Raw genomic sequence first — 17,033 nt, forward strand, 5'->3', positions numbered from 1 at the left:
ACCATGACAACGGTCGGAGAGTTCATGACGACCCGGTTGGTGACGATGGACGGCAACGACACGCTGATCGCCGCGGCGCAGGAGATGCGCGACAGCGCCATCGGCGACGTGGTGGTGACCGACGGCGACAACGTGGTCGGCATCGTGACGGACCGGGACATCGCGGTACGGGGCGTGGCCGAGAACATGGACCCCACCGCCACCCGGCTCAACCAGATCACCAGCAAGGACGTGGTGACCGTCAGCCAGAACGACGACGCCGTGGCCGCCGCCGACCTGATGCGCACGTACGCGGTCCGCCGCCTCCCGGTGGTCGACGACGGCCGGCTGGTCGGCCTCATCTCCATGGGTGACCTGGCGGTGGAGCGGGAACCCCAGTCGGTGCTCGCGGACATCAGCGCCGACGACCCCAACAACTAGACCTGTCCGCCGCGGTGACGCCGGCCCCCGGTTCGGGGGCCGGCGTCGCGCGTCGCGACGGTGCCGCCCTCACCCGGTTCGGGCGAGGTTGGCCCCGGACCGGGTGGGGACACGGAGCTTCGACAGGTGGACCGCGGATCGCGGGAGGAGTGGCCCGGATGGTGGACATGACCACGAGATTCTTCGAGGACCTGGACCGGCGGGGGTTCGAGCCGTTGCTGGTCAAGACATCCGGAACGCTCCGCTTCGACCTGCACGAGGGCCCGCACACCACGCACTGGCTGCTGGAGATCGATCGGGGCAACCTGCGGGTCCGGCAGGAGGACGGCGGGGCGGACACGGTGGTCGGCACCGAGCCGCGCCTGTTCGCCGAGCTGGTCGGCGGCGAGGAGAACGCCATCGCGGCGCTGCTGCGCGGCGACATGACAGTCGTCGGCGACCTGCGGCTCGTGCTTCAGGTCGAGCGGGTCTTCCCCGGCCCGCCGGACTCCCGCGGACCGCATCACACGTTCAGCGGGAGGGGTGCCTGATGCCCGGCAGCAACTCCGTCCGGATCCTGGACGGCAACACGTTCGTGGTGTGCGAGGACACCGGCGACATCGAGGCCACACCGAGCGAGCCGACCGGATTGTTCTCGCTCGACACGCGGTACCTGTCGAAATGGGTGCTCACGATCAACGGCGAGCGGCTCAACGCGCTGTCCTACGACGACCTCCAGTACTACGAGGCCCGGTTCTTCCTGGTGCCCGGCATGGCCACGCACTACATCGACGCGAAGCTGTCGGTCATCCGGGAGCGGGCGGTCGGCGGCAGCTTCCGCGAGACGCTGACCATCCTCAACCACGACGAGAAGCCGGTCGACCTGGAGATCCGGATGGACGCCGGATCGGACTTCGCCGACCTGTTCCAGGTCAAGGACGAGATCCTGAACAAGAAGGGCGAACACTACGCCGAGGCCGAGTCGGACCGGCTGCGCCTGGGCTACCGGCGGGGCAACTTCCGGCGCGAGACGCTCGTCTCCGCCAACCAGCCGGCCCGCTACGACCAGCGCGGTTTCGCCTGGAGCATCCGGCTGGAACCCAACGAGCAGTGGGAAGCGGTCATCGACGTGCAGACGTTCGCGATCGGCCCCGGCGGCCGGGACCTGCGGATGGGGCTGCGCGCGCACGGCACCGAGCGGCTCGCGCTCCAGCACGACCTGGAGGAGTGGATCAGCCGGGCACCGAAGCTGAACAGCGAGCACGAGGAACTCGCCGCGACGTACCGGCGGAGCCTCGTCGACCTCGCGGCGCTGCGCTTCTCGCCGCTGTCGCTCGGCGGGCAGACGGTGCCCGCGGCCGGCCTGCCCTGGTTCATGACCATGTTCGGCCGGGACAGCATTCTCACCTGCCTCCAGGTGCTGCCGTTCGCGCCGGAGATGTCGAAGACCACGCTGCGGATCCTCGGCGCGCTCCAGGGCACCCGGTTCGACGACTTCCGGGACGAGGATCCGGGCCGGATCCTGCACGAGATGCGGTACGGCGAGACCGCCGCGTTCGAGGAGCAGCCGCACTCGCCGTACTACGGCTCGGTGGACGCGACGCCGCTGTTCGTGGTGCTGCTCGACGAGTACGAGCGGTGGAGCGGCGACGGCGCGCTGGTCAAGGAGCTGGAACGGGAGTGCCGGGCGGCGTTGAAGTGGGTCGACGACTACGCCGACCTGCTCGGCAACGGCTACATCTGGTACGAGCGGCGCAACACCGACACCGGCCTGGAGAACCAGTGCTGGAAGGACTCGTGGGACTCCATCTCGTACGCCGACGGCACGTTGCCGCCGTTCCCGCGGGCCACCTGCGAGGTGCAGGGGTACGCGTACGACGCGAAGATGCGGGCCGCCCGGATGGCCCGGTTGTTCTGGGACGACCCCGCGTACGCCGATCAGCTGGAACGCGAGGCGGCGGAGCTGAAGCGGCGCTTCAACAACGACTGGTGGGTCGCCGACCGAGGCTTCTACGCGCTCGCGCTGGACCCGGACGGGCGTCAGTGCGACGTGCTCAGCTCCAACATGGGCCATCTGCTGTGGAGCGGGATCGTGGACGACGAGCGGGCGGCGAAGGTCGCCGAGCATCTGGTCGGTCCCCGGCTCTGGTCGGGCTGGGGGGTGCGGACGCTGGCCGAGGGCGAGGTCCGCTACAACCCGATCGGCTACCACAACGGCACGATCTGGCCGTTCGACAACTCGTTCGTCGCCTGGGGTCTGCGCCGGTACGGCTTCGCCGAGGAGGCCGCCACGGTGGCCAACGGCATCCTCGACGCGGCCACCTACTTCGACGGCCGGCTGCCGGAGGCGTTCGGCGGCTACCCGCGCGAGCTGACCAAGTTCCCGGTGGAGTATCCGACCGCGTGCAGCCCGCAGGCCTGGTCCACAGGGGCGCCGCTGCTGCTGTTGCGCACCATGCTCGGTCTGGAGCCGCACGAGCAGCACCTGGCTGTCGACCCGCGGCTGCCGGTGGGCATGGGGCGGATCGAGGTGCTGGACATCCCTGGTCGCTGGGGCCGGGTGGACGCGTTCGCCCGGGGCCGGCTCAACATCGAGGAGCTGGCCGACTGAGCCGGCTCAGTGCCCGGGCGGCGACGCCGTGTGCGCCTCGTTCGGCGGGAGCAGGCAGAACTCGTTGCCCTCCGGGTCGGCCAGCACGGTCCAGCGCGGCAGCTCGCGGACGACTGTCGCGCCCGCCTCCAGCACCGCGGCCCGCTCCTCGGCGTCGCCGACCAGGTCGAGGTGGATCCGGCCGGGCTCCGGCAGCACGTCGGCGGGGCTGATCCACAGGTCCGGACGCCGCCCGTGCGGATCGCGCAGCAGCACCGCCTCGGTCGGCGCGAGCGTGCCCTCGGCGAGCTTCACCCGGTCCGCCTCGACCACCGGGAGCCCGGTGACCGCGCTCCAGAACGGGGCCAGCAGGTAGGGGTCGCGGCAGTGGATGACGATCGCGGCGAGATCGGGCATGCCTCGAACCTAGTCGCCCGCGACGGCGGGCAGGACGCTGTCCAGGAACGCGGCGGCAGCCGCGCGCAGGTCGGGCCGGGCCAGGTCGAGCGCGTGCCCGCCGTGGGTGAGCCACAGGTGCGCCGGGTGCCCGGCGGCGAGCAGCCGGCCGGCCAGCTCGACCGGCTGGGCGGCCGGCACCGCCACGTCGTCGCGGCCCTGGACCAGCAGCACCGGCACGCCGGAGCCGAGGTGGGTGGCGACCGTCGCGTCGACGGTGGCCGGGTCACCGGCGGCCGGCGGATGGCCCAGCAGGTCCGTCCACGGGTCGTCGCCGGGGGCGCGCCGGCGCCGCTGCTCCGGGTCGAGCGGGTCGACGGGGGCCCAGTACGCGAGCACGCCCGCCACGTCGCCGGGCCGGTCCACCCCGCGCAGGCCGAGCTGGAGGGCCAGCATCCCGCCGGCCGAGTCACCGGCCACCAGCAGCGGCAGGCCGCCCGCCGCGGCCCGGGCGGCCCGGGCCGCGGCGCGGACGTCGTCGAGCTGAGCGGGCCAGCGCGCCTGGTGGGAGAACCGGTACGTGGCCTCGACCACGCGCAGCCCGAGGGACGCGAGCGCGGCCCCGTCCTCCTCGGCGCGGGCCCGCCAGCCTCCGCCGTGGATCCAGAGCAGCACCGCGCGTTCGGTCATGAGGCCATCGTCGCCGGGCCCGGGCCGGTGCGCGACCCGGGTCTGCCGAGGGCAGATCGGCCCTACGGTCGCGTAACCTACTCGGGGTAAAGTTTCGACATGTCGGAACTCGTGTACCCCCCTGTGATCACCGCCGCGAAGACGATGTTCCGGCTCCTCGACCTGCGCCTGGACGTGTCCGGCAGCGAGCACGTGCCGCACACCGGCGGCGCGGTGCTCGCGTCCAACCACGTGAGCTACCTCGACTTCATCTTCTGCGGCTACGGCGCGCACCCGGCCAAGCGGCTGGTCCGGTTCATGGCCAAGGACAGCGTCTTCCGGCACCGCGTCTCCGGTCCGCTGATGCGCGGCATGAAGCACATCCCGGTCAACCGGGCCGCCGGCGCCGGGTCGTACGCCGCCGCTGTCGGCGCGCTGCGCCGGGGCGAGGTGGTCGGCGTCTTCCCGGAGGCGACGATCAGCCGCTCCTTCACCGTCAAGGACCTGAAGAACGGCGCGGCCCGGATGTCGCAGGAGGCGGACGTGCCGTTGCTGCCGGTCGCGCTCTGGGGCACCCAGCGGCTGTGGACCAAGGGCCGCCCGCGCACGCTGACCCGCCGGCACACGCCGATCACCATCATCGTCGGCGAGCCGATGGACCCGTCCGCCTACCCGGACGCCACGGCCATGACCGCCGACCTGCGTACCCGCCTGTCGGCGCTCGTCGACCGGGCCCAGCGGGAGTACCCGGACAAGCCGTCCGGCCCGGACGACACCTGGTGGCAGCCGGCCCACCTGGGCGGCAGCGCGCCGACCCCGGAGGAGGCGGTCGAGCTGGACCGGTCCGAGCGCCGCACCCGCAGCGCCTCCTGACCGCGCCCGCGCGCCCGGCCGGCCGCTCGTGACGGGGGGCCGTCAGCAGGCGGAGCCGGGCTGGCCGTGGGCCGGGAAGCCGGACCACGCCCACGGCGACGCCTCGTCCTCCGGCGGACGGTAGTAGTCGTCGCGGGACAGGAACTCCACCGGCAGCGAGCCCGGCAGCGTCACGGTGCCCAGCGTCGGGCCGGGGGAGGCGGCCGCCCGGACGGCGAGGACGTCCCGTTCCGGCGGGGACAGGTCCACCAGTTCGGCGTTGGCGAGCCGGAAACCGGCCACCGAGCGGCGTACCTGCCGGGCCAGCGCGGCGACCAGACCGACCGGCCCGGTCAGCGCCAGCGCCGGCTGCCGGATGGTGCGCAGCGCGTCGCAGACGATGCGCAGCTCGGCGATGCCGTCGCCCACCTCGGCCAGCTCCAGCCGGGACGGCCACTGCCAGCGGATCTGGCCGCTGACCAGGCGGGACAGCCGGGCCGGACGCCGGTGCCGGGCACCTGCCCGGCTGTCCCGCCCGGACACCACCGACAGTTCGGAGCCGGTGCAGACGTACGCCAGGCGGCGGTCGGTCACGGTGATCGTCGCCGGGGCGGGCAGCGACCAGCAGCGGACGTCCTCGCTCGGGCCGAGCAGGTGCCCGGCGACGCGCAGGCAGTGCTGACCGAGCAGACGTTCGCCCGGCTCGGGCACCAGCTCGTAGCGCCGGTCGAGCACGGGACGGGTGGGGTCGTCGTCGGCGTCGAACCGGTGCGGTCCGACGAAGAAGGGTGTGGCGTCCTCCGGCACGGTACGACCTCCCGATGACGGTTGGCGGTAACGGCGAGCCTGCCCGATTCCTGGGGTGACTGTCATGACGCCTGTTAGGGGGTCGGCCGGTCGGCCGACGCCTGCGACCGGTAGATGCCGATATCTTCCGGTCGGACGAGTCCGTCCTCGATCGCCCGGGCGAGCAGTGCCGCCTTCGTGGCGGCCGGACGCCCCGCTCGGGTGTACTTGATCCGCGCACGGTCGACGTACTGCTTCACGGTGTGCTCACTGATCTGCATCCGGCGCGCCACCGACGCCTTCGACATCGACTGGAACCACAGCAGCAGCGCCTCACGCTCCTTGTCCGACAGGGACGGACGATCCGGGCGGGCGTCACCGACCATCGCACCGGCCAGCGCCGGCGGCACGTACGGCCGGTCGCTCGCCGCCGCCAGCACGGTGGCCACGCAGTGCTCGCGGCCCTCGTGCTTGGCCAGGAACGCGACCGCCCCGGCGTCGAGCGCGGCGAGCATGGTCTGCGGGTCGCTGTGCTCGGAGTAGACCACCACCCGGCGCCCGGCCGCGCTCAGCTCGGCCAGCTTGTCCAGCACCATCCGGCCGTGCAGGCGCAGGTCGAGCAGCACCACCTCGGCGTCCGGCGCGGCCCGCAGCACCTCGTCCGGGTCGTCGCCGGTGGCCAGCACCCGCAACCGGGGCTCGCGGGCCAGCCAGGCGCGCACCCCGTCGATCACCACCGGATGGTCGTCCACGATCGCCACCCCGATCGGGGTTCCGGCGTTCACGTCCGCCGCCAGCGGGTCTGCGTCCATCTGATCTCCCCGTCCCGCTCGTGCAGGTGTTCCACCGGCCCGTCCCCGCCGGTCGCCGGCTCGTCCGGGCCGTCGTGATCCGGTGTCACCAGGCTGACCACCACCTCGTCCTGGCCTGCTACCACTGTGAGCCGGGCCCAACCCTCGGCGGCGGCGAGCGCCGCGGTGAGCGGGTCGGCCAGCCCGCGCCGGATCTCCACCGGCAACTCCGGCGGCGTGCCGACCGACACCAGGTCGATCGGCAGTCCGTTGCGTTCGGCCAGGTCGGCCGCCGCGCGCAGTTCGTGCAGCAGCGCGTCCGGCACGTCGTCCGACTCGGCGATGAGCCGGCGCAGCCGGGCCGCCGCCAGCACCGCGCGCCGCCGTACCGCCGGGTCGGCCGGGTCGGCGTCGCCCGCCGCCAGCTCGGCCAGCACCTCCTCGGCGGTGCCGCTGACCAGCGCCAGCCGTGCCTGCCGTTCGGTGCGGGCCCGCTCGGCCGCCTCCTGCTCCGCCGCCACGGCGAGCGTCGCCGCGGCGGTGGCCGCCCGGTTCCGGGCCTGCGCGGTGAGCGCGGCCGCGCCGACGAAGACCGCCACCGGCAGGGTGGAGGTGCCGTAGACGTACATCGCGGCCCGGCTCAGGTCGGCCGGGGCGGTCGCCCCGTACAGCACCACCGCGACCAGCGCGATCGTGCCGTGCGCGGCGAGCATGAGCAGCAGCCAGCGCACCGGCCGCTGCCAGAGCACCAGCAGGAAGAACCAGGCCAGACCGCCCCACACCCAGTTGGCGGTGCTGAACAGGAACCGGTCGCCGGCACCCGCGACCACCGCCGCGTCGACCACCAGCAGCACCGCGGCCAGCGGCCCGGCCGCCGGCAGCCCGCCGCGCAGCAGCCGTACGCCGGCCCCGACCCCGACCATCGCGGTCACCAGCCAGCCCGTCGCCACCACGGCCGGAAAGGCCATCCCCGGCCCGGCCCGCAACACGGCCGGCAGCGCCACCGCCAGGTGCCAGGCCGCCGCGATGACGATCGCGGCGATCCGCGCGCCGCCGTCGGACGCGTCGGCCACCGCGTGCGCCTCCGGCGGGGCCGTGGCCGCCGCGGAGCGCGTCGCCGTCCGCGGCCGGGGCAGCGGGCGCAGCGCGGAGCCGGCCGTCACGGCCGTACCCGACTCACTCGCCATCGGACCACTCCAGCCGAATCCGGGTGCCGGTGCCAGGGGCGGAAGTCACCACCGCCCGACCGCCCACAGTGCTCATCCTCCCGTGGATCGACTCGCGCAGCCCGTACCGGTGGGCCGGGACCGTGGACGGGTCGAAACCGGGACCGTCGTCGACCACCTCGACCACGACTGTGCCGCCCTCGCGGGCCAGGCGCAGCGACGTGGCCGCGCCCGGCGCGTGGCGGGCCACGTTCGCCAGCGCGGCGGCGGCGCTGTCGGCGAGCGCCGTGGCGACCTCCGCCGGCAGCCGGCACGGCGCGAGCGTCGCGGTCACCGCGAGCCCGGGCGTCCCGGCCAGCACCTCGCGCAGCCGTTCGTCCAGGTCGGTCTCGCCGGGCGCGGTCGCGGTCCGCGCGCCCGCCAGGGCGGTGAGGGTACGCAGATCGTCCGCGCACCGCTCGCGCAACGTCGCCGAGTCGGGTACGGCGCCGAGGCCGACCATGGTGAGCGTGCCCAGGACGGTGTCGTGCAGGTCGCGGTTCTGCCGCCGTTCGTCCTCGCGGGCGGCGCGTGCCACCACCGCCTCGTGGGACAGCCGCTGGTAGTCGGCGAACGCGGCGTCGGCGCGGGCGATCCGGCGGCGCATCACCGCTGTCATCACCGCCGCGCTGCCGGTCTGCACCAGCAGCGTCCCGGCGTGCGCCCGCGCCTCGACCGGGTTGCCGGCCAGCGTGGTGCCGGTGACGTACGCGGCGGTGACCAGCAGGCCGGCCGGCACGGACCAGCGGGCCGGGGCGGTGGCCTGCGCGTTGATGACTGTCGAGCTGGCCAGCACCGCGACCCAGCTGGCCTCGCCCGGCAGCACCTCCGGCGCGACGAGCCACGGGACGGCGAGCGCGGCGGCGGTGGTCAGCGCCACGTCACCGGCGACCAGCGCGCCGCCGATGCCGTGCCGGAACGCGCGGAACGCGTACCAGACCGACCAGGCGGTCAGCACGACGACCGCGGGGATCAGCAGCGCCACCCGCACCGGCGGCGTACGCACCGCCAGCGCGACCACCGCGCCGACCAGGCCGCAGGTGAGCCGCAGCAGCGCCGGCAGGGTGGTGAAGATCAGGCTGAACGCGTCACCCGCCGGGCGGGCCAGCGGGGCCCGTGACAGAGGCATGGCGGCAGCGACCGGCATCGGGGGGATGTCCTTCCGGCAGCGACCCGGCCGGGTCCGCGCGGCATAGATTGACGCTGGAGAATAACATGGTTTGTCGCAACTGGTCACCCTTGGTGCTTGACGAGTTTCGCTCCGGCGTAAAGCAGCCGGCTCTCCGGCCCGTCGGTCAGCGGCGCGCGGCGGCGAGCAGGTGGGCGCTGGCACCGAGGATCGCGGCGTCCCGCTCGAACGTCTCGGCGCAGGCCACCGCGTCGGCGAACAACCGCTCGTGCGGCCCGGTGCCGAGCGCGTTCAGCAGCGGCCACAGCGGACCCTCCACCCCGTACACCTCCGGGTTGGGCAGTCCGGCCGCGACGAAGTCGGCGACCAGTTCCTCCGGCCGGTGGAAGAACGCGGTGGTGAAGCCGGTGGCCGGGTCGTTCACCCCGGTCTCGTACTGGGCGCGCAACGACCGCCGGTTGTCCTCGTCGAGGCGGCCCTGCACGCTCAGGTCGATCAGCGCGGCGTGGCGGCTGATCGCCGCCGCCACGATCGTCCCGCCCGGCCGGGTCACCCGCGCCGCCTCGCGCAGCGCCGCCACCCGGTCGGCCTGCCGGGGAAGGTGGTAGAGCGGGCCGAGCAGCAGCGTCGCGTCCGCCGCCGCGTCGGGCGACGGCACCGCGCGGGCGTCACCCACCGACGCCGTGACCAGCGGGTACGCCGACCGTGCCGCCGCCACGTGCGCGGGCACCAGGTCGACCAGGTGCACGCGGTAGCCGGCCGCCGCGAGCGGACCCGCGTACGCCCCGGGACCGCCGCCGACGTCCAGCACGTCCGCCGGTGCGGCGGGCAGCAGCCGGGCGAGCAGATCCCGGGTACGCCGTGCCTCCAGCCGGCCCTGCGGCGACCCGTCCAGCCGGTCGGCCTCGGCGTAGACCTCGGTGTAGTAGCGACTGATGTCCGGTTCGGCTGGGCGGTGTGCGGGCATCGATCGATGGTCGCCGAGAAGCGGAGCCGCAGCATCCGGTTTACGGTTGCCGGTGTTTCCTACCCTGCGGGGTATGGCATACCAGCCGGCCATGGTGCCGCCGAAGAAGTCCAAGCGAACCTTGTTCATCGTGCTCGGCGTGGTGCTGGCGATCTGTTGCTCCGGCGGGGTGCTCGCCGGCTTCTTCCTCTTCCGGGCCGTGCAGGAAGCCACCGGCCCGGCCCGGTCCACAGCGGAGACCTACGCCGAGGCGATCGTCGACCGCGACTATCCCGCCGCATACCGGCAGTTCTGCTCCTCGGTGCGCGACCGGGTCAGCGAGGCGGACTTCACCCGGCAGCAGTCCTCCCAGCCGGAGTTCACCGGCTACGAGATCACCGGGCTGAACGTGTCGAACAACAACGGGCGGGTGAGCGGGTCGACGACCATCCGCTTCACGCCTTCGGTCGGCACGAACGTGACCCAGTCGTTCCCGATGGTCAAGGAAGACGGCGAGTGGCGGATCTGCGAGTGAGCCGGTCGCGTGCCGCCGCGTGACACCTGATCCACTTGTCGCATGGCCTCATCTCCCGCCACACCGCTCCCGCCGGCCGTCGAGGACCGGCTCGCCCGCGAGCGCAACGTCTGGCTCTGCACGCTGCGCCGTGACGGCTCCCCGCACGTCACGCCGGTGTGGTTCGTCTACGCGGACGGCGTCTGGTGGATCGGCTGCGAGGGGCGCAGCGTCAAGGCCCGCAACGTGACGGCCGACCCCCGCGTCTCGCTCGCCCTGGAGGACGGCGTCCACCCGGTCGTAGCGGAGGGCGAGGCCCGTGTACACCGCACCGGCTTCCCGCCCGAGGTCGTCGCGGCGTTCGCGAAGAAGTACGGCGGATGGGACATCCGGCAGCCGGTCACGCCGGACGGTGAGCGGGTGCTGCTGGAGGTGCCCGTCCGGCGGTGGCTGCTCGCCGGAACGGCACGCTAGTCCCCGGAGAACCCCCAGTAGGAGATCTCGTTCCGGGCACCCGCCTCGTAGTCCAGCGACGCACGCGATCATGCCCGAGACCACCGACGAAACCGGCGGGTCACCGCGGTCGGGATTCCTGTGCCACTCTCTGCGCCATGCGTCTGTCGTCGAGCCTGGGAGCCGCCGCGGTCGTGGCCGGCCTGCTGTCGGTCGGGGCGGCGCTGCTCGCCATGCCGGACGCGTCGCTGCTGTGGGCAGCGGTCACCCTGGCGGCCCTGTGCGGCCACGCGCTCACCACCTCCGGTACGCCCCGGGTGCGGCGGGGCGTCGCGGCCGGTGCCGGGGTGTTCGCCCTGGTGGCGGCGAACCTGCTCCGGCATCGGGGATGGGGGACGGACGCGGGCGACCTGGCCCGGGGCCAGGCGGCGGCGAGGGCGTACCTGCTGGAGCACTGGCAGGACGGCATGGACCGGCAGCGGCTCATCGCGTGGGGCCTCGTTCTCGGCGTACTCCTGCTCGCGGTCGCCGTGTCGGCGCTGCCGGCACGCGGCGGGCGGCTGGGTGTGGCGACGACGGTCCTGGCGGTGGCAGTGGTCGTCTGGTGCGGGCTGAGCGTGGCGTCGAAGCCCGGCGAACCGCCGCTGCTCGACCTGTTCGCCGCCGTGTGGCCGGGGTTGCTCGCCGTGCTCGTCACCGCCGGGTTGCTCGCGTCGTCCGGGTGGCGGAGCGACCGGCACGGACTCCTCCCGACCGGGATGATCCTGCTGGCGCTGGTCGCCGTGAGGGCCTGCTCGGCTCTCGCCTCCGCGTGGGCGACCTGGTGGACCCTGGTCGAGCCCGCCGAGGACGCCTTCCTGCAACCGGGGCTCATGATCAGCGTGGGTGCTCCGGCGGCCAGTGCCATCGAGGTCTCCTCGGCCGTGGAGATGGCTGTCGCTCTGGGCGGCGCGGGGCTGGCCGTCGCCGGCGCACTGCGTGCCCACCGCGAGACCGAGGGCCGCTGAGACCTGCGGCGTCCGGCGGGCCGCGCCTACGGGTGGGTGTCGGTGATCGCGATGACCTCGTCGAGGCGGTCCAGCGCGGCCCGCAGCTCGTCGACCCTGGCCTGGATGCGCTCGCGCTCGGCGCGCAGCATGGCCCGCTGCGCCGGGTCGGTGTGCCCGGAGTCCCAGCACGGCAGGAGTTCCGCGATCCGGCTGCTGGTCAGGCCCGCCGCGTACATCTGCTGGATGAAGCGGACCAGCGTGACCGTGTCCGGCCGGTAGAGGCGCTGGCCGGACGGGCTGCGCCTGGGGAAGAGAAGACCCTGTTCCTCGTAGTAGCGCACCGCGCGCACCGAGACACCGGCGCCGCGAGCCACCTCCCCGATGCGGATCAGCGGCTCGGGCACGGTGACTCCTCTCACCCCGGTCTCGGCGATCAACACTTGCCTCTGACGTCAACGTCAGGTTTTAGCGTACCGGGCATGGACATCACCAACTCGGTAGCCCTCGTCACCGGCGCCAACCGCGGCCTGGGCCGCGCCTTCGCCCAGCGCCTGCTCGAACGCGGCGCCCGCAAGGTCTACGCGACCGCACGCCGGCCGGAAACCGTCGACCTGCCAGGGGTCGAGGTGCTGGCGCTCGACATCACCAGTCCCGCATCGGTGCGTGCCGTCGCCGCTGCCGCCCCGGACGTCACGCTGCTCGTCAACAACGCCGGGATCCAGACCGGCACCGACCTGGTGGCCGGTTCGCTGGACGCGCTGCGGCACGAGGTGGACACCAACGTGCTCGGCCACCTGGAGATGATCCGGGCGTTCGCGCCGGCGCTCGGCCGCAACGGCGGGGGCGCGATCGTCAACGTGCTCTCCGCCATGTCGTGGTTCGGAACCAGAGGCGCCGGCGCGTACCACCTGACCAAGGCCGCCGCGTGGGCGATGACGAACGGCGTACGCCTGGAACTCGCCGACCAGGGCACGCTCGTGACGGCGGTGCACCTCGGCCTGGCCGACACCGACATGTCCGCCGGCTGGCCGGTGGACAAGATCGCGCCGTCCGACCTGGCCGACGCGGCGCTCGACGGCGTCGAGGCGGGTGCCGCCGAAGTCCTCGCCGACCAGTGGAGCCGCGACGTCAAGTCCCGGCTGACGCTGACGCCGGAGGAGTTCAACGCCGCGATGGACCGGGCCCTGGCGGCGCTGACGGCGGCCTGAGCGAGGTTCAGCCCGCCCTGTTCGGTGGGCGCCTGATGTGCCTCGTGTTCTGCCCCCAGCCGGGTTGTAGCCTCGGTCGGAAGAAGGTGCCAGCCGCTACGGTGGCCGACGTGAGCGACGACGTGCCTGTAGTCGAGGTGGTGCCCTACGACCCGGCCTGGCCCGAGCGATTCAGGATCGAAGAACGGCTGTTGTCGGAGGCGCTTCCCGCGGCGCTGAGCGTCGAGCATTTCGGCTCCACCAGCGTCCCCGGCCTGGCTGCCAAACCCGTCATCGACATCCTGGTGGTGGTGCCTGAGGTAGGTGCGGTGGTCGCCGACGTCCGGCCACTTGAGCAACTCGGGTACGCCTATCGTCCGTTGGCCTTCCCGGACGACGATGAGCACTTGTTCTTCGCGAAGGACACGGCCGGAAAGCGAAGCCACCACCTGCACGTTTTCGGAGTCACGTCGCAGGTGCCGGAGGCGAACCGAGTCTTTCGCGCCTACCTCGCGGCCACCCCGGACGCTGCCCGTCGCTACGAGGCGGCAAAGAGGCGTGCAGCCGCGCTGCATCCCCACAGTCGGGCCCAGTACGGCGCAGCAAAGGAGAAGGTGTTTGCGCAGTTGTCGGCCGAGGCCCGGCTGTGGAGCCGATCCGCAGGTCGCCAGTCGGCAGAGGGCTAGATCTGGACGGGGTGCGCCTGCACGGCCCGCGGTGGACGGTCGGCCCGTCCGTCGCCGTCGAGGAGCGATGGCGCTCGCGTACCGGTCGCGGCTGTACTCTCCCGGTCGTGACCGCCTTCGACGCGGAAGCCGATCTCAGCGGGGACTGGGCTTTCCGCCTCATGAGCAATACGCCGGTGACTCTGTTCTGGCGTTCGCCGATCCTCGATCGGACGACCGGATGGCTACGCGATCACGGCTACCAGGTCACCCACCTGGACGCCTCCGGCTGGACGACCGAGGAGGCCATGCACCGGGACACGGCCGCCGTGCTCGGGTTCCCCGGCTACTACGGGCACAACCTCGACGCCCTCAACGACTGCATGCGCGACGTGGTGAGCCAGGAGTACGGGTGGACGCCCCAGGCGGCCGGCCTCGTCCTCGTGTTCACCGGCTACGACACGTTCGCCACGCACTGCCCGCGGTCCGCCCAGATCGTGCTGGACACGATGGCGCGCCACTCCCGAAGCGCAAGCCTGATCGGCCGCCGTCTCATGTGTCTCGTGCAGAGCAACGATCCGCAGATCCGGTTCCAGCCGGTCGGCGCGGTCCCCGCGCTCTGGAACGACGCGGAGTGGGCGGACGCCAACCGCCGACCGGCCTGACCGGGAAGCTTCCTTTCGACCGTCGGTGGCGGAGCGGCCTGCGAGAAGCGGTCGCCGTCAACCGGCGAGGTGACCGGTGGCCCGCAGCAGCGCCCGGGAGAAGCGGTTGAGATCGGCACCGGCTAGCTGCGGTGGGGTGAACCAGTCCAGCTCACCGATCTCGTCGTGGTCGGGGACCGGCTCTCCGTCGGCGATGGTCGCCTGGTAGACCGCCGTGACGTAGGCGACGCGGTCGCCGTTCGGGTAGGTCACCTCGTAGTCGGGGCCGCCGAGCACGTCCAGCAGCCGCGGCCGGTTGATCCGAACGCCGATCTCCTCGCGGATCTCACGCACGGCCGCCTGGGCCGGCGACTCTCCGATGTCGACCGCGCCGCCGGGCACCGCCCACCCGTTCCCGTCCTCGGCATGACGTACCAGCAGGATCCGTGCGCGTTCGTCGACGACGACGACCGACACCGACGGCATCTGGATCAACTCGTGGCCGATCACCGCCCGCAGCCGGGCCACGTACGACGAGACGGCCATCAGGGCACGGTAGTCGCTGAGGGGACGCTCGTCATGGACCGGCGTCAGAGCCGGCGGATTCGTCTGCCGGGCGGACGGGTTCGAACACCCCGTTCTCGTTCACCCGCCAGCGCGAGTGGGCACCGCCTGGTTGTTCCAGCACGCGTCGCACCTGGCCGGCGTCGTCCAGTCGAAATGAGCTGGGCTTGTGGAAACAGAGGATCCCGTCGAGATTCGTCGGGCGCAGTCCGAGCCTGGTCAGCAGGTGTTCCGCTGCGTCGCACGTATCCGCGGTCGGTACGACGTACGCCCGCCCGCGGTCGTTCTCGCAACAGCTACGCGTGTCGCAGACAGCCCAGAGGCTGGCCATGAGTCCGGCAAGGCCCGCATCGACACACGCCTCCCTGCCGTGCGCCCGGAGGTGAATCTGGCGGTGCTTGGCGGCGATGAGGCCGCCGTTCGTCTTCTGGCACGTCGGACACAGCGGGTATGGCCCAAGCACGACCGGCACCACTACCTCCAGAGCCCGGGAGGTGGAGAGTCGAGTCCCACACTTCTGGTGTGGAGCGTAGTGGCCTGCGCCGAGCGCCCACCTACCCGACGTTCAGCCGGGGCCACGTCAGCGCCGCCCGGTTGCTCGCCCGCGTTAACGTGCCCCGTGATCGTATGGCTCAACGGCACCCACGGCGCGGGCAAGACGACGACCAGTGTGCTCGTGCAACAACTGATCCCGGATTCACGGGTGTTCGACGCCGAGAAGGTCGGCGAGGCACTCATGGACATCACGCCGGGGTTGCCCGCGACGGACAACTTCCAGCACTGGCCGCCGTGGCGGCATCTCGTCGTCGAAACCGCCCGCCGCGTGCTCGACTACACCGGCGGCACGCTGGTGATGCCCATGACCGTCCTGGTGGAGCAGTACTGGCGCGAGATCAGCGGGGGCCTTGCCCGACACGCCATACCGGTAAGGCATTTCGTCCTCCACGCCGACCAGGACACCCTCCGCAGGCGTATCGAGAGGGAACATCCCGTCCCCTCCCCGTTCCGCCTCAAGTACCTCGAGCCCTACGCCGAGGCGGCCCGCACGTGGCTGCATGCCGAGGCCGAGGTCGTCGACACCACGCACCTCACGCCCGCCCAAGCAGCCCGGCAGATCGTCCTTCGAGCTACCGGCCGCGGTTCAGGAACTGTCGTGGCAAGACCTGACGACTGCTACTGACGGTCGTTGCTGCGGCCACCGCTGTACGGGCCGTGGTGATCGTCTCGACCGGAAGCCACAACCCGTTGACCTGGGTGGTGAGGGTGCGCCCGGCAGGATTCGAACCTGCGGCCTTGGGATTAGAAGTCCCCTGCTCTATCCGCTGAGCTACGGGCGCGCGCCGACGGTCGTCGCGCCAAGAGGGTACCGCCGCTCCCCGCGTGCCCGGGGGTACGGGTCGGCGCGTCCGTTCCGCCCCTCAGCGTCCCACGCCGGGGCCCGGACCGGCACCACAGTTGCGGCGGGTCCGGCGCGGGCCGGGCGGGACGCGATCCGTACCCTCGTCGGATGCAGCTCGACCAGGAAACCGAGAACGAGATCGTCTTCGAGCTGTGTCAGCTCCTCGGACGGGCCATCCTGCCCCTCACCGGCTCGGACGGCCCGGGCACACCGCCCGACGTCCTCGGCACCGCCTTCTTCTACAGCGAGCTGGTCGGCGCCACCGACGACGGCGAGGTCGCGCACGAGTGGCTGCTCACCGCCGACGCGCTCACCGACCGCGCGTACGGCGAGATCGGGTTGCGGCCGAGTGTCACCGACCCGGCCGAAGGGGCGGACGAGCCGATCGACCTGCCCGGTTTCTCCGACCACTGGCTGCACCTGCCGGAACTGGGGCTCGCCGCGATGCCGACCGGCGGTCTGCACGGCTGGGCCGACGACCGGGGCTGGCGCTGGCGTACCCAGCATGTCACCGAGGCGGTGGCCGCGCCGGCCGACTCGGTCGCCCGGATCGGCGCGGCGCCCGCGTCGGCGTTCGTGCTGGCCCTGGGCGTCGGCGACGGCGGGGCGCGGCCGTTGGAGGCGGTCGTCGAGCGGGTCGCCCGGGACGGCGGCGAGGTGCGGGTCACGACAGAGCTGCCCGCGGGCTACGTGGGCGCGCCGGTGTTCGCGGTCGAGGCCGGGCCGGACGGCGGGCCCGCGCTGCGTTGTCTCGGCGTGGTGCTGCCGCCGCAGGCCGGTGGCCATCCGATCGCCACGTTCGACCGGATCCGCGCCGCGCTCACGGCGGTCGTCGCCGACTGAACCGGCCGCCCC

Annotated in this window: 21 protein-coding genes and 1 tRNA gene; 12 read left to right on the top strand and 10 right to left on the bottom strand. The window is 72.8% G+C overall.

Annotated elements, in window-relative coordinates:
* Nucleotides 1-3: 3 nt before the first annotated feature.
* The 3 genes from ML5_RS16400 to ML5_RS16410 all read left to right on the top strand — a co-directional run bounded on the left by ML5_RS16400 (nucleotide 4) and on the right by ML5_RS16410 (nucleotide 3,010).
* Nucleotides 4-420: a CBS domain-containing protein gene (locus tag ML5_RS16400; protein ID WP_013475429.1), complete on the top strand. Its 417-nt coding sequence runs from the start codon at nucleotides 4-6 to the stop codon at nucleotides 418-420.
* 158 nt (nucleotides 421-578) lie between these two features.
* Nucleotides 579-950, top strand: coding sequence for an SCP2 sterol-binding domain-containing protein (locus ML5_RS16405; protein ID WP_013475430.1), 372 nt, complete (start codon nucleotides 579-581; stop codon nucleotides 948-950).
* Entirely contained in the window at nucleotides 950-3,010 is a 2,061-nt protein-coding gene (locus ML5_RS16410; RefSeq protein ID WP_013475431.1) for a glycogen debranching N-terminal domain-containing protein, read from the top strand. The genes ML5_RS16405 and ML5_RS16410 overlap by 1 nt, the downstream gene beginning before the upstream one ends.
* Nucleotides 3,011-3,016: 6 nt before the next feature.
* On the opposite strand, the gene ML5_RS16415 is transcribed toward ML5_RS16410, so the two are convergent.
* A complete protein-coding gene (locus ML5_RS16415) occupies nucleotides 3,017-3,406 on the bottom strand; it encodes a VOC family protein (RefSeq protein ID WP_013475432.1) in 390 nt (129 codons plus the stop codon).
* A 9-nt stretch (nucleotides 3,407-3,415) separates the two neighbouring features.
* On the bottom strand, nucleotides 3,416-4,075 hold the full coding sequence (locus ML5_RS16420) for an alpha/beta hydrolase (RefSeq protein ID WP_013475433.1): 660 nt from the start codon (nucleotides 4,073-4,075) through the stop codon (nucleotides 3,416-3,418).
* Nucleotides 4,076-4,174: 99 nt separating this feature from the next.
* Here ML5_RS16420 and ML5_RS16425 point away from each other — a divergent pair, with 99 nt between their 5' ends.
* The gene (locus ML5_RS16425; RefSeq protein WP_013288130.1) at nucleotides 4,175-4,927 is read left to right on the top strand and encodes a 1-acyl-sn-glycerol-3-phosphate acyltransferase; all 753 of its coding nucleotides are present in this window, start codon (nucleotides 4,175-4,177) and stop codon (nucleotides 4,925-4,927) included.
* A gap of 42 nt (nucleotides 4,928-4,969) precedes the next feature.
* Here ML5_RS16425 and ML5_RS16430 read toward each other — a convergent pair whose 3' ends face one another.
* The 5 genes from ML5_RS16430 to ML5_RS16450 all read right to left on the bottom strand — a co-directional run bounded on the left by ML5_RS16430 (nucleotide 4,970) and on the right by ML5_RS16450 (nucleotide 9,784).
* Nucleotides 4,970-5,713: a hypothetical protein gene (locus ML5_RS16430; RefSeq protein ID WP_013475434.1), complete on the bottom strand. Its 744-nt coding sequence runs from the start codon at nucleotides 5,711-5,713 to the stop codon at nucleotides 4,970-4,972.
* A 74-nt stretch (nucleotides 5,714-5,787) separates the two neighbouring features.
* Entirely contained in the window at nucleotides 5,788-6,504 is a 717-nt protein-coding gene (locus ML5_RS16435) for a response regulator transcription factor (protein WP_013475435.1), read from the bottom strand.
* Nucleotides 6,474-7,670: a hypothetical protein gene (locus ML5_RS16440; protein ID WP_013475436.1), complete on the bottom strand. Its 1,197-nt coding sequence runs from the start codon at nucleotides 7,668-7,670 to the stop codon at nucleotides 6,474-6,476. Before ML5_RS16440 ends, ML5_RS16435 begins: the two co-directional genes overlap by 31 nt.
* Nucleotides 7,660-8,835 carry an ATP-binding protein gene (locus ML5_RS16445; RefSeq protein ID WP_013475437.1) on the bottom strand — a complete coding sequence of 392 codons (1,176 nt, stop codon included), beginning with the start codon at nucleotides 8,833-8,835 and terminating at the stop codon, nucleotides 7,660-7,662. The genes ML5_RS16440 and ML5_RS16445 overlap by 11 nt, the downstream gene beginning before the upstream one ends.
* A 148-nt stretch (nucleotides 8,836-8,983) precedes the next feature.
* Entirely contained in the window at nucleotides 8,984-9,784 is an 801-nt protein-coding gene (locus tag ML5_RS16450; protein ID WP_013475438.1) for a class I SAM-dependent methyltransferase, read from the bottom strand.
* Nucleotides 9,785-9,857: 73 nt separating this feature from the next.
* Between ML5_RS16450 and ML5_RS16455 the strand changes: the two genes are divergently transcribed.
* From ML5_RS16455 to ML5_RS33100, 3 genes are all read left to right on the top strand, one after another.
* A complete protein-coding gene (locus ML5_RS16455; protein ID WP_013475439.1) occupies nucleotides 9,858-10,298 on the top strand; it encodes a hypothetical protein in 441 nt (146 codons plus the stop codon).
* Between the two features lie 42 nt (nucleotides 10,299-10,340).
* Nucleotides 10,341-10,751 carry a TIGR03618 family F420-dependent PPOX class oxidoreductase gene (locus tag ML5_RS16460; RefSeq protein ID WP_013475440.1) on the top strand — a complete coding sequence of 137 codons (411 nt, stop codon included), beginning with the start codon at nucleotides 10,341-10,343 and terminating at the stop codon, nucleotides 10,749-10,751.
* Nucleotides 10,752-10,888: 137 nt separating this feature from the next.
* Nucleotides 10,889-11,737 (top strand): hypothetical protein, encoded by an 849-nt coding sequence (locus tag ML5_RS33100; RefSeq protein WP_013475441.1) that lies wholly within the window; start codon nucleotides 10,889-10,891, stop codon nucleotides 11,735-11,737.
* Nucleotides 11,738-11,763: 26 nt separating this feature from the next.
* On the opposite strand, the gene ML5_RS16470 is transcribed toward ML5_RS33100, so the two are convergent.
* A complete protein-coding gene (locus tag ML5_RS16470; protein ID WP_013475442.1) occupies nucleotides 11,764-12,123 on the bottom strand; it encodes a MerR family transcriptional regulator in 360 nt (119 codons plus the stop codon).
* Between the two features lie 75 nt (nucleotides 12,124-12,198).
* Between ML5_RS16470 and ML5_RS16475 the strand changes: the two genes are divergently transcribed.
* The 3 genes from ML5_RS16475 (at nucleotide 12,199) to ML5_RS16485 (ending at nucleotide 14,236) form a co-directional block, all read left to right on the top strand.
* A complete protein-coding gene (locus tag ML5_RS16475; protein WP_013475443.1) occupies nucleotides 12,199-12,927 on the top strand; it encodes an SDR family oxidoreductase in 729 nt (242 codons plus the stop codon).
* A gap of 110 nt (nucleotides 12,928-13,037) precedes the next feature.
* A complete protein-coding gene (locus ML5_RS16480; RefSeq protein ID WP_162881447.1) occupies nucleotides 13,038-13,592 on the top strand; it encodes a GrpB family protein in 555 nt (184 codons plus the stop codon).
* Nucleotides 13,593-13,699: 107 nt separating this feature from the next.
* Entirely contained in the window at nucleotides 13,700-14,236 is a 537-nt protein-coding gene (locus tag ML5_RS16485; protein WP_041784549.1) for a barstar family protein, read from the top strand.
* Between the two features lie 57 nt (nucleotides 14,237-14,293).
* On the opposite strand, the gene ML5_RS16490 is transcribed toward ML5_RS16485, so the two are convergent.
* Nucleotides 14,294-14,761 carry an NUDIX domain-containing protein gene (locus ML5_RS16490; RefSeq protein WP_013475446.1) on the bottom strand — a complete coding sequence of 156 codons (468 nt, stop codon included), beginning with the start codon at nucleotides 14,759-14,761 and terminating at the stop codon, nucleotides 14,294-14,296.
* A 637-nt stretch (nucleotides 14,762-15,398) separates the two neighbouring features.
* On the opposite strand from ML5_RS16490, the gene ML5_RS16495 reads away from it, so the two are divergent.
* Nucleotides 15,399-15,959 (top strand): AAA family ATPase, encoded by a 561-nt coding sequence (locus tag ML5_RS16495; protein ID WP_013475448.1) that lies wholly within the window; start codon nucleotides 15,399-15,401, stop codon nucleotides 15,957-15,959.
* Nucleotides 15,960-16,043: 84 nt separating this feature from the next.
* Here the strand turns inward: ML5_RS16495 and ML5_RS16500 are convergent.
* Nucleotides 16,044-16,116, bottom strand: a tRNA-Arg gene (locus tag ML5_RS16500).
* 170 nt (nucleotides 16,117-16,286) lie between these two features.
* Here ML5_RS16500 and ML5_RS16505 point away from each other — a divergent pair.
* Nucleotides 16,287-17,021: a hypothetical protein gene (locus tag ML5_RS16505; protein ID WP_013475449.1), complete on the top strand. Its 735-nt coding sequence runs from the start codon at nucleotides 16,287-16,289 to the stop codon at nucleotides 17,019-17,021.
* The last annotated feature ends 12 nt before the right edge of the window (nucleotides 17,022-17,033 follow it).

Source organism: Micromonospora sp. L5 (assembly GCF_000177655.2).
Classification (GTDB): Bacteria; Actinomycetota; Actinomycetes; order Mycobacteriales; family Micromonosporaceae; genus Micromonospora; species Micromonospora aurantiaca.